Source organism: Alkalibacterium putridalgicola, from assembly GCF_040959045.1.
In the GTDB taxonomy this organism is placed as follows: Bacteria; Bacillota; Bacilli; order Lactobacillales; family Carnobacteriaceae_A; genus Alkalibacterium; species Alkalibacterium putridalgicola.
In genome coordinates this window covers 2,352,231-2,364,779 of the sequence record NZ_CP162615.1, presented here as the reverse complement: position 1 = coordinate 2,364,779, position 12,549 = coordinate 2,352,231, and the positions used below count along the sequence as shown (strand labels likewise).

The 12,549-nt window shown below is 42.7% G+C and carries 8 protein-coding genes and 1 tRNA gene; 7 read left to right on the top strand and 2 right to left on the bottom strand.

Annotated features, from left to right (window positions below; translation table 11 throughout):
- Positions 1 to 182: 182 nt before the first annotated feature.
- The 6 genes from AB4027_RS11195 (at position 183) to AB4027_RS11170 (ending at position 8,105) form a co-directional block, all read left to right on the top strand.
- Positions 183 to 266, top strand: a tRNA-Leu gene (locus AB4027_RS11195).
- Between the two features lie 644 nt (positions 267 to 910).
- Positions 911 to 2,044 (top strand): exonuclease SbcCD subunit D, encoded by a 1,134-nt coding sequence (locus AB4027_RS11190; protein ID WP_368645405.1) that lies wholly within the window; start codon positions 911 to 913, stop codon positions 2,042 to 2,044.
- On the top strand, positions 2,045 to 5,104 hold the full coding sequence (locus tag AB4027_RS11185; RefSeq protein WP_368645404.1) for an AAA family ATPase: 3,060 nt from the start codon (positions 2,045 to 2,047) through the stop codon (positions 5,102 to 5,104). It abuts the gene before it with no gap.
- A 36-nt stretch (positions 5,105 to 5,140) separates the two neighbouring features.
- On the top strand, positions 5,141 to 5,542 hold the full coding sequence (locus AB4027_RS11180) for a RidA family protein (protein ID WP_368645403.1): 402 nt from the start codon (positions 5,141 to 5,143) through the stop codon (positions 5,540 to 5,542).
- A gap of 191 nt (positions 5,543 to 5,733) precedes the next feature.
- On the top strand, positions 5,734 to 6,384 hold the full coding sequence (locus AB4027_RS11175; RefSeq protein ID WP_368645402.1) for a hypothetical protein: 651 nt from the start codon (positions 5,734 to 5,736) through the stop codon (positions 6,382 to 6,384).
- A gap of 1,265 nt (positions 6,385 to 7,649) precedes the next feature.
- Positions 7,650 to 8,105: a hypothetical protein gene (locus tag AB4027_RS11170; protein WP_368645401.1), complete on the top strand. Its 456-nt coding sequence runs from the start codon at positions 7,650 to 7,652 to the stop codon at positions 8,103 to 8,105.
- A gap of 482 nt (positions 8,106 to 8,587) precedes the next feature.
- Here AB4027_RS11170 and AB4027_RS11165 read toward each other — a convergent pair whose 3' ends face one another.
- Positions 8,588 to 9,451: a lysostaphin resistance A-like protein gene (locus AB4027_RS11165; protein WP_368645400.1), complete on the bottom strand. Its 864-nt coding sequence runs from the start codon at positions 9,449 to 9,451 to the stop codon at positions 8,588 to 8,590.
- Positions 9,452 to 9,643: 192 nt separating this feature from the next.
- Here AB4027_RS11165 and AB4027_RS11160 point away from each other — a divergent pair, with 192 nt between their 5' ends.
- Positions 9,644 to 10,822 (top strand): M20 family metallopeptidase, encoded by a 1,179-nt coding sequence (locus AB4027_RS11160; RefSeq protein WP_368645399.1) that lies wholly within the window; start codon positions 9,644 to 9,646, stop codon positions 10,820 to 10,822.
- 59 nt (positions 10,823 to 10,881) lie between these two features.
- On the opposite strand, the gene abc-f is transcribed toward AB4027_RS11160, so the two are convergent.
- Positions 10,882 to 12,456: a ribosomal protection-like ABC-F family protein gene (gene abc-f, locus AB4027_RS11155; protein WP_368645398.1), complete on the bottom strand. Its 1,575-nt coding sequence runs from the start codon at positions 12,454 to 12,456 to the stop codon at positions 10,882 to 10,884.
- Positions 12,457 to 12,549: the final 93 nt, after the last annotated feature.

Sequence of the window (12,549 nt, the reverse complement as noted above, 5' to 3'; positions counted from 1 at the left end):
ACGACCATGGTGCTTTAACACTTCTAATGAAGCGCTTACATAATAAGCGTTTCTTACTTTGCAAGTGTTCGAGTACATCTTAGCACCTTAATTAATTTAATGCAAAGTATAACCCGGTTATAAATTATTTTTAAAAAGATGATTACAAACTTAAATAATTATGTTATACTAGTGAGTGTTCCGGCTAGGTGGTGGAATGGTAGACACGCTAGACTCAGAATCTAGTGAGCGCAACGCTCGTGAGGGTTCAACTCCCTTCCTGGCCATATTTTAAACGGATCAAACGCATATTCCGATATGCGTTTTTTTATGCAATAAAATAGATGTTGAATAGTTTTGCGTGCCCTTCGCACGGTAAAAGGAGTTACGAAGGCAACGGAAAAGTAAATTGCGTGCCCTTCGCGAGTTCGTAAAGTATCTGGAGGTCACGCAAAGGGCTGGCGCGTGCCCTTCGCGAGATTGGAAAGTGTCTGGAGGTCACGTAAAAGGCCGTCGCGTGCCCTTCGCGAGACCAAAAAGCATCTGGAGGTTACGCAAACGGCGGGCGCGTGCCCTTCGGGAGTTCAAAAAGCATCTGGAGGGCACGCAAAGGGTTGACGCGTGCCCTTCGCGCGTTCAGAAAGTATCTGGAGGTCACGCAAACGGTCGTCGCGTGCCCTTCGCGAGATCAGGAAGTGTCTGAAGGTCACGCAAAGGGTCGTCGCGTGCCCTTCGCAAGCTCAGAAAGTGTCCGAAGGTCACGCAAAGGATCGGCGAGTGCCCTTCGCGTGTTCAAAAAGCAGCTGAAGGGCAAGCCCAAATTCAAAAGCTTAAAAAGGAAACAATCGCCGGGCGATTGTTGACCGTTCTCATTACATAAAGGGCTTATTTTGATATACTGAAGCTACGAGAAAACGACAGGAGGACAATCATGAGAATCTTACATACGGCAGACTGGCACATCGGGAAAATCGTCAATGAGTTTTCAATGCTTGAGGATCAGGAAGCGGTGCTGCATGCGCTGGTCGACCGGGTCAAAGAGCTGGATGTCGACGTGTTGATCATGGCGGGGGATCTGTATGACCGTGCGATTCCTCCAAAAGAAGCGGTGACCTTGGCCAATGATATTTTTAACCGACTGATCAGAGAAGCGGGGATCCCAGTCCTGGCGATCGCCGGGAACCACGACAGTAATGAACGCCTGGAATATGGCTCCGAACTGCTTGCTGGGAGCCAGCTGTATATCGAAGGAACTGTGAAAAAAGACATCAGAAAAGTCACGATCGGCGAGGTGAACTTCTACCTGCTGCCGTTCGCGGATCATGTCACGATCAGACAGCTGCTTGAAGACGATGAAATCAAGGATTTGCAGGATGCGACGCGTAAACAGATCGAGTCGATCAAAGAGGCAATAGATCCGGATGAAGTGAATATCCTGATCGCGCACGGTTATATCGTCAATGGTGCCAAGGATTCGGTGGAAGCTTCAGATTCCGAGCGGCCTTTGAGTATCGGGACAGCCGAGTACGTGGATGTGAACCTCTTTGATGACTTTGACTATGTGGCTTTGGGACACTTGCACAAGGCGCAGAAGGTCAAGACCGACCGGGTCCGTTACAGCGGTTCGCCACTCAAGTATTCAAAATCGGAAGTCCGTCATAAAAAACAGCATGTCCTTTTAGATATAACGAAAGACGACTTCAACTTTGAAATGATCGAAGTGAAACCGGAAAGAGATATGAAAGTCCTGAAAGGTACCTTTGACGAGCTGATGCAGGATGAATCGGATGATTATATCTTCTTTGAGCTGGAAGACCAGAATTATGTCATGGATGCGATGAATCAGCTGCGCCGCCGCTATCCGTATGCGATGGGACTGGAATACACTGCTCAGAAAGAACGCCAGAAGTCTAGTCAGGCAGCGAAACAGGAAGCCATAGAGAAAAGAAGTCTTTTAGATCTGTTCGATGATTTTTACTCTAAATTCAAGCAGAATCCGCTGGACGATAACCAGAAAGAAGCCATCCATGAAACGTGGGAACAGGCACTGAAAGGAGAGAAGTAAATGCGTCCGTTAAGACTAGTGATGAATGCCTTCGGGCCGTATAAAAATAAAGTGGAAATCGACTTTACCCAGTTTACCCAGTCTTCTCTCTTTTTAGTCAGCGGACCGACGGGGGCGGGGAAAACGACCATTTTCGATGCCATCGCCTATGCCTTGTTTGATTCGGCGAGCGGTGATGCCCGAGGGAAAGACACCTTCAAATCCGACCATGCGACCGATCTTGACTTATGCTATGTCGAGCTGGAATTTGAACTGGGGAAGAAAACCTATAAAGTGCGCCGCGAACCGGAACAGACAGGACCGGGGACCCGGACGAAGACCAAGCAAGTCAAGTCAAGCGTCGAGTTCCATAATGAAGACAGCGTGACCACGAAGATCGCCGAAGCGAATCAGGAGATAGAGGAACTGATTGGATTATCCTATGACCAGTTCCGTCAGATCGTGATGCTTCCGCAAGGGGCCTTCAAAAAGATGCTGGAGTCCAACAGCCGTGAAAAAGAAGCGATCTTCCGAAATATTTTCGAGACCGGCATTTACGAACGTTTTCAGGAAGAATTGAAGAAAAAGTCAAAAGAGCTGTCGGACCAGCGAAAGGAATATGAACTGGCGCTGCAGGAAGCCTTCAAGCGCATCGATGATGAAGAGAATGAAGTTTTAGTGAAAGCCATCGAACAGTTTGATGTCAAAACGGTTTTGAGTGAACTGGACCAGCTTATTCAGACTGAAACTGAAGAATTAAAAGCAGCGAAGACCAAGCTGTCCCATCTTCAGGATGAAAAAGTCAGACAGACCAAGCTTATTGAGATGCTGACGAAGCAGGAAGCCCTTCAAAAAGAGAAAAGTGAACTAGATGAAAAAGAAGGAAAAGTGGCTCAGTTTAAAACGCAGCTGGATCAGCACAAAAAAGCCGAAGCTTTAGTCCAGGCTGAGAAAAATGTAGAAGAAACCCGTGCCGAAAAAGAAGCGAATCAGAAACGGATCAAAGAACTCACTGAAAAGATCCAGCAGGTGAAAGACGACTTGGCAGCAGTAGAGGAACGCTATCAGGCTGTTTCAAAAGACTATGCCAAGCTTGATGACATAAGAAAAGAGATCCAAGACCTTAACGATGAACTGAATCGGTTTGAGACGATCAAAGAACAGAACGAGCGTCTGACTGCCCTTGATAAAGAGGCAAAAGAGACCGAGACTGAAAATAAACAATTGGCTGAGCAGCAAAAAGAACTCAACACGCGACTCGAAGACTTGAAAGAGACATTGCAGGAAATCACAAAGACACGCGAAGAATTGACGGCTGACTATAAAGTCTTGAGTACGAAAAAAGACGAGCAGTCTCAGTTGAATCAGCGCCTGAATGCCCTCACAGAAGTCTGTCAGTGGCGCGAACAGGGTGTGGAACTGAAACAAGACTTCCAGAAAGCCGAACGTCAGCTTAAAGAGACGAGAAATGACTGGCAGACAGCTAAATCGGCTTACTTCAGTCAGCTGTCCGTTGTGCTGGCCGGTGAACTGCTAGAAGGCGAGCCGTGTCCGGTCTGCGGATCTAAAGAACATCCCGAAAAAGCTCATGCCAAGGCCGAAGACGTGACGAAAGAACAGGTCGCCGAGCTGGAAGCGAAGAAAGAAGCGGCCGAGTCGACGTATAATCGCTTAGTCAGCCAGTCGGAACACCTTTTTGCTCAAGTGAGTGAACGGTGTGAAGCCTTGAGTGTTTCACCTGAAGACGCAAAGACAGAAAAAGAATACGTGGCAAGAAAGACTGACGAAGCCACAGAAACCATCACTGCCCTGCAGACGGAAATCGAAAAGAAAGAGAAAACCGTCAAGCAAGAAGCAGCCTATACCAAGCAGCTGAACGATGTAGAGAAACAGGAACGCGAAACATCTGAAGCGCTGTCGAAAAACATGTCTAAAATAGAAAATATAGAAACGCGTACAAAAGAAATCCGTACGGAAATCGCTGGGCTGGAAGAGAAACTGGCTTATGAATCGAAAGAACACGTTCAAGAGCTTATCCAGACGAAAGAAAAAGCGATCAAAGAAACAGAGAAGCAGGAGAAAACGGTCCGTGAAGAATTGAATACCTTGAAGAACACGCTGGCCACTTCTGAAACCGAACTGAACTTGACCGAAAAACGCGTCGGAGAACTGAGTGAAAAAGAAGAGAATCTTGAAGAGATGTTCAAAGAACAACTGGAAGCAAGCGAGCTCGGGGAAACCTTTGCAGAATGCGTGCTGGAAGAAAAAATCGTTTCAGAAATGCAGGAAGCGATCCAGACCTACGGCGAAGCGCGCGCGGTTTATCAGAGTGCAGAAAAAGAAGTGACAGCCTTTCTTGAAAAAGCAGACGATGTCCAAACGAAAGCAGAACACGAGACCCGCTTGTCTGAAATCGAAGCAGTCTTGCCTGAGTGGGAAGAGAAGCGCGATGCCTATGTCCGCTTGACGAGTCAGAACACCGAAGCCCAGAAAACGATTCTGCAGTATCAAAAACAAAGCGAACACATCGAGGCAGATTACCAGCTATACGGCGAACTGTCCCGCATGGCAAACGGCGCGAAAGAGACCGACTATGTCTCCTTTGAACGCTACGTTCTGGGGATCTATTTTGAAGAGATCCTTGAAGCGGCCAATATCCGTCTAGCACAGATGACCAACAACCGTTACGAAATGCACAAAAAAGTAGAAAAAGCCAAAGGAGCCGGGCCGCAGGGACTGGACATCGATGTCTTTGATCACCATACCGGGAAACCGCGCGGTGTCCATACCTTGTCCGGTGGCGAAACCTTTAAAGCTTCGCTGGCACTGGCATTGGGACTCAGCGACGTCATTCAAAGTCAGAACGGCGGGGTGAGTGTGGACACGCTCTTTGTGGATGAAGGCTTCGGGACGCTGGATTCAGATTCCTTAGACAACGCCATTCAAACCCTTCTGGACCTGCATGAGCGTGGGCGACTGGTCGGCATTATTTCCCATGTTGAGGAACTGAAGACCCGTATCCAGTCACACATCATTGTCGAGAAGAAAACAGACGGCAGTCACGCCTATATTCAGGCTTAAAACTTTAATAATACAGAAACCAAAGGAGAAATCATCATGACAGACTTCACTAAGCAGATCCTTAAATCAGACAAGGCCCCGGCAGCAATCGGACCTTATTCACAGGCGATCAAATTCGGCAACACCGTATACGTCTCAGGCCAGCTGCCGATCGACGCGGAAGCCGGGAAGATCACTGAAACGACTGCGGCAGGACAGACCCGTCAGTCGCTCAAAAATGTCGAATACATCTTAGCCGAAGAAGGCTTAGACTTATCAGACGTACTGAAAACGACTGTCCTCTTGAGTGACATCGGCAACTTCCAGGAAATGAACGGTGTCTACTCAGAATTCTTCAAAGAACCCTATCCGGCCCGTATCGCCTATAAAGTCGCGTCACTTCCGGCCGGTGCATTGGTGGAAATAGATGTTATCGCGGGAAAATTAGAGAATAAATAAGTCGTATTGTTTACTGCATTTTAAAGATAAAAGATGCCCCTTATAAAAAAGGAAACTGCTTCAGAAAGGGTAACCTTACTTAACTAATAGTCAAAAGGTTTTCGATAAGATGGCAATTTTTTTCTTTGTCGAATCAATTGTCTTTCCCTATGAGTTCTTAAATAAAGTCTTATATATAGAGGATGAATAATATGTTTTTTTTCGAAACAAGTAAATTATTTTTTGACAAAAATAGCCGTAAAGATTTATGGGGATTGATTGTAGGATTAGTAGTTCTCTTTACATTTGCAAATATTATGATGCCAGATTGGCCATTTATGTTTTTCTCTGCAGCTATGATGTTTTCAAGCGCCTTATATCGTTTTGTCATGGTAAATGATGACTTTGTGAAGAATGATATGAAAAAATTGACTAAAAATAATGTCACAGATTTTGTTATCAGTAAAAATATTTTTGTTGTATTATTTTCAATTAGCATATTTATAGGTGTAATATTAATTAGCAGCTTATTCGAAAATGAATTATTAAGTACTGATTCTTTAGTTAAGATACTAATATACACCTTTATAATATTAGGTTCTGAAAATATAATTTATATCTTCCATAACAAACCAGTTGAAGGTTATGCGAGTGGCTTCAAAAGAGATGAAATGGATGATATACAAGTTGGATTTAAAAATTTTAAAGATCAAATCCCATCCTTGATGGTTACTTTTTTCTTTATTATCCTATTCTTTGTAATTGGGTTTAATCCGAATGTATATCTCTCAATATACTATTATGTTATTTGCATAATTACGCTTATATATTTTAAGAAACTAAAATTAAAAAAGAAGGAATAGAATTTAATTATAGTTGTTGTTAAAGTGTGTTATATGGGATTTGCGTGACTTTAGTTGAGATCTACGTGATCGTCGGGAAATCAGATAATAAATAAATGATTCAAAATGAATGACCCTCTTAAGCAGAATTTCTGCATTAAGAGGGTCATTTCTATAGGGTTAAGTTGCTTTTCTGGTGTTGAAGCTGAACGGCGCAACTTCGTCATTCAAATTGCGGCTGTATCTGTAGACGATGAACAAGAAGACAGGTAAAGCTATGATGAATACAAGGAGAAAAATGAGTATAAAAAAAGGACGCCCTCTCCAAAGTTCGCTCGTAAAAAATGTATTATTTTCTAAAGGTGATTATACTTTATGACTACTAAAATTACAAAGGCTAGAAACTACATACATACATCTTTACCATATTATTTCGAACGTTTCCATTTTTTGTTATAGTTAATATATAAATAAAAAGAAGAGTGGTAATTTTGAAGAGCTACGTATGGATTAAGACAAGCATTTGGATAATCTAATGATTGGAAAGAGTTGTGTAATATGAAATATGGGAAAAAAATGAAATTTTCAAAGAATGGTTTTTTTTTAAGCTGTCTTTTATTTGTGGCGCATATTGTTGCATACCAGTTACTCATTGGAGATATATTTGAAAACTTCTCTACACGATTGCTTTTTGTGTATCTTGTTTCGTGTGTATGGCCTTTTTCATGTCTCATGAGTGTATTGTCTGACTTAGAGGATGATAGCAAGTTTATATTTAATAGAACATTACCTGGAATGTTTCTTTTTTCACCATTTGTATATTTTTGGGTGAAAAAAGAAAGATAACAAAATTTTTATTTTTTATTTTGAAACAGTGGGACATTTAGATGAAGAAGGAAACTATGTAGTCGATAATGAAGAAATTTTTGTTCAGCAATTCTAAAAAGACGCTGACGTAGATCAAGATGTTCTCGATACATACTAAAACCAACAGAACGCTGTATATAGTACAGCAGCTAGAGGTAGTATTACTGAATATGGTACATGCATTATTGTAAATTCCGTACCGTTTGGCGGTGTAGCATGGGAGTTAGCTAATGCTGTAACTGCGGATCAAGGATTCATTGATGCTGTGACAGCTCTAAATTATCAAGTGGCTGCTGATTTAATAATAGAAATTGGGAGAAGAGTTTTACCACAAGCTGCTTTCAAACAAAGAACACAACTCAACCTAGCTACAAGTATAGTAGCTGCTATATGGACATGCTCAACAGTATAGGAGGACTATGAATAATAAAATTAACACTTTAGAACAAGAAGAAGATACAGTTAAAAACATTTTAAAAGAGTTGGATATAACAATAAATAACAACTATTTTAGAGCAGAAAAAGGCGTTAGGCCTGCTCTTCATAAATTATTTTCCTACAGTATGATATATTTAGGATATATAATGAAATTTTATTATCTCACTTTTACTAATGACCAATTAATTTTGTTTGAAGCACCTGATTCACGAGACACAGTTAAAGAAAACATTACTAGGATAAAGTATGAAGACATAGAAAAATTTACTGTGGAGAAAAAATTCATAAAATACTGCATTCAATTTAAATACGACAGTAAACAATATTATTTTTATATTGATGCTGATGGAGCTTATTCCTTTACAGGCCTTAATACCTCAGATACCAACTTTCACTCATTAAAAGAAAGATATTTTATGGGGCTATTAAACAAGTAAGAATCTTCTATAAATAAAGATACACGCATAGAATAACATGTGTTTTTTTCAAAAGGAGCTTTATTTCATGAGAAAGAGTAACCTGTTCTGGGTCTTCTTAATTGCCTTGATTTTACTTCGAGTAATTTGGGTTTTACCCATAGGTCAATGGCTTGATCCTATTCTTGATTTGTCGATTGTAGATATGCTTGTCATATTAATTCTCACAATTCTATTCTGGGTTTTGCTCTATTGGTATTTGAGAAACCGACGTAATTAAAGTAAGTTTGTTATAAAACACTGACAAGGTAAGAGTAAGAAACTAAAAATAAAAAAGAAGGAATAGAATTTAATTATAGTGATTGTTAAAGTGTGTTATAGGGTATTTGCGTGACTTTATTGGAGATCGACGTGATCGCAGGGATATCAGATAAATAAACGATAAAAAATGAAGTGACCCTCTTAAGCAGAGTTCCTGCATTAAGAGGGTCATTTTTATACGATTATATTGCTTTTCTGGTGTTGAATTTGAAAGGTGCTACTTCGTCATTCAAATTACGGCTGTATCTGTAGACGATGAACAAGAAGACAGGTAAAGCTATAATGAAGACTAGACTTACGACATTCAGTACCGGCGTCAATTCTGCAATAAGTTGAGACACAGAGAAAGCTTCTGTGGATTCAGGCGCAGGAATCAACATTATACCGACCGGGATCAGATTGTTAAGGACGTGCATAAGTATCGGATAAATCAACTTTTTAGTTTTTATATAAACGATACCGTAAAGCAGGCCGCCAATAAATTGAGGAATTATGAAGGAACCGATATGCAAGAGCCCGAATAACAAAGAACTGATGATAAGTGCCCGGGTATTACTGCTTTTCTCAGCCCATTTATTTAAGATGATCCCTCTGAAAATAAATTCTTCTATAACGGGTGCCAGAACCACAGTACTGATGATCAGCCACCTGTTAAATTCTGGTGGGCTCGTGTCTTCCATAACTGACTGAGCGTCAGCCGCAAATTCCGGTTGAGTGATAAAAAAACGTAGAACTAGTCCCGCGAATAAGAAGTAAAGAATAAGTTTACCGATGGTCAGAGAAGATGAGAACAACAGCATCTTCTTACTGACAGAGGTGTCTCCGACAATCGATCGGAGTGAAACATCCTTCTTATTGAGATGTCTGACAATGAATAAAGAGACTGCCAGCACAATCCCTACTTCTGCCAGGAACCTCAGAAAATCATGGGCACTTTCGGGAAAGAAGGGCGTTATAAAAACGACAGTGATGACGCTAAGTACGAAAGCGAAGGCTGAATAGAGAGCTATCTTTATCAATGAAACAGTATGTAGAGAATCGTTCAATGGGTACACTCCTTTGGTTGAGTTGGATAATATACTATTTTAGCTTAACCTGATTATACTTATAAACAATGCGGAGGACAATATAAAGTTGGCTTTAAAACCTTATACTGAATAAAACTTGCATAAGTCTGTTGCTCATTTCCATTAATGAGAGTACACTAGTGAATAAATTATGCATAAGGGGAGAAAGCTATGACTCAAGACGGGGATAAGAAAATCAAGGCATTAATAAAAGAATTAAGACCAGAACTGCAGGAATTAAGTGAATATATTTATGAGCATCCGGAGCTGGGACATGAAGAAGTAAAGTCCTCAAAAGCGCATGTGGAGCTTTTAGAAAAGCACGGCTTTCAAGTGGAGTATCCGTACCTAGGTATCGAGACCGCTTTTAGAGCTGTTTACAAAGGAAAAAAAGAAGGGCCGAGTATCGCTTACTTGTCCGAATATGATGCACTGCCTGGCATCGGGCACGGCTGTGGCCATAATCTTTTAGGCGCAACAGATACCGGCGCCGGCATCGTTTTGTCGAAACTGGTGGATGACATCGGAGGAACGGTTATCGTCTTAGGCACACCGGCAGAAGAAACGAACGGGGACAAAGTGACGATGGCAGATGCCGATACCTTCGAAGCTGTCGATGTGGCCTTCTGCACGCATCCGTCTGACGGCTATTATGCCAGCGGGACATCGATGGCGATGGAAGCGATCGACTTCCGTTTCTACGGCCAAACGGCTCATGCGGCTGCGGCTCCGTTTGAAGGAAAAAACGCCCTTGATGCCTGTATCAACTTCTTCAATAACGTCAGCTCCTTGAGACAGCAGATCCACCCGACCGCTCGCGTGCATGGCGTGATCAAGGACGGCGGGGAAGCAGCCAATGTGATCCCGGACTATACGCGTGCTGAGTTTTACGTGCGTGCCATGGACATGCCCTACTTGAACGAACTGAAAGAAAAAGTCATCCGCTGCGCTGAAGCAGGGGCTCTAGCCGCTGACTGCAGGATGGAGTGGGGGCATTACGAAGCGAGCTACAAAAACCTCATCACCAACGAGACGCTTTCTTCACTGTATAACGAAAAGATGCAGGAAATGGGCATCGACATGATCACGGAGGAACGCGATTCCATGGGATCGATGGATATGGGGAACGTCAGTCAGGTCGTGCCGGCCATCAACCCGTATTTTGAGATCACTAATGGGAAAGCTGTTTCTGCCCACACTACGGAGTTCAGGGACTGCACCTTGACCGAAGAAGCCTATCAGGCGATGGAGAAAACGATTGAAGCACTGACCTTGACGGCGACAGAGCTTATCACAGATCCGGAAAAGCTTGCACAAGTGAAAGAAGAATTTGCTCAAAACATAAAATGATACAGAAAAAGGACGTGTACACCCACACGTCCTTTTTTCGCTCTATATCGTTGGTTTCCTCAGCTATCCTTTAATTCTTTCTTCCTTTTTAAGAGTTGTTTAAACTCATCGTCTTTTTCTTCTGAATAATCCAGTGACAAGGCACCAAGGACTTCAGCGATCTTGTTTTCCACCCGCATGAGTTCTTCTTCCTTAGCCGTTATGCTGCTGGCATGGGTTTTCGCTGCTTCCCACTCATCAAGATTCCCATCAAATTCACTGATTTGTTTATCTTCGATTTCCCAGATTTTTGAAGCAGTCGTGTTGATGAAGGAACGGTCGTGGGATACGACCAGTACACTGCCGGAGTACTCTTTTAGCAGGTCTTCCAGGGCTTCAACGGCCTGAATGTCCAGAAAGTTTGTCGGTTCATCAAGGATCAGCGTGTTATAGTTGCCGGCAAGCAGTTTGGCCAGCGAAACTTTGACACGTTCTCCACCGCTCAACACAGAAACAGGCTTGTAGACGTCATTTCCCTTGAAAAACAGCTGGGCCAGGATGATGCGAATGGTTGTTTCAGACTGCACCGCATCTTTCTTTACATTATCTAAAATCGATTCGTCAACGTTTAACGTACTCAAATTTTGAGAAAAGTAGCCGATCCTGAGTGAAGGGGACAGCTGAACCGCTTCATCTTCTCTCAGGAGTTTGTTGATCAGCGTGGTTTTTCCGCTGCCGTTGGGACCGATCAAAGCGACTTTCTCCCCGCCTTTAATTGACAGGGTCGTGCGCTTCCAGAGGGTTTTCCCCGGTACTTCGCCAGTACTGTCAGTTAATCGAATGATGAACCGCCTGTTCAATTTATCCATATCCGGAAGCTCGATTTTGATTGCGTGCGAGTCTGTGGGTTTCTCTACTTTATCAAGCTTTTCTAGTCGAGAGTCCATGGCTTTCTGAACCTGATGCAGTTTCTTTGATTTTTTCTGAAAATAAGGAGCTGAGCCTTTCAGATTATATTCAGAGTCGCCGACCGGAACGTTTCTTTTCGTCGCATTTACTGCCTGCCGCGTTTTTCTGTCTCGGGCTTCTATCAGCTGGTTTCGTTTGCTGATGTACTTTTCATACTCCGTCTCCTGATGCCGTCTTTCCTTAGCCTTCTGCTCTTTGTAGGATGAATAGTTTCCCTGATAGACAGTGATTTTCTGCTCATCCAGTTCCCAGATAGACGTACAAACCTTGTCAAGGAACGTGCGGTCATGAGAGACGACGATAAACGCACCACTAAACCGCTGGAAAGACTTTTCTACCCAGTTGATGTGAGAAATATCCAAGTGAGTTGTCGGTTCGTCTGCCAAAAGCAGTTTCGGCTGTTTGTTGAGTGCCTGAATAACGTATTCGGCCGTAGTTTCTCCGCCGCTTTTTGTTGCATGATTTTCTTTTAATTGAGGAAGCAGTTCGGTAGGATACTGCCTTTCGATCGAACCGGAGTCCGGCTCTTCCTGTCCAGTAATCAGACGGAAGAGGGTCGTCTTCCCGCTGCCGTTGGCTCCGACTAATCCAATACGGTCTTGTTCTTCCACTTGCAGATGATCGATTTCATAAAGCAGTCGATCACCGTAACTTTTTTTAATTTGATTTAATGTAACTAATGGCATACCAATCATTCCTTTATTTTTAATCTGTCGTTGGTTCATTTACTTACGCATACAAAAAACCTCCCATTCTGTTTTCAGACAGAATGAGAGGGA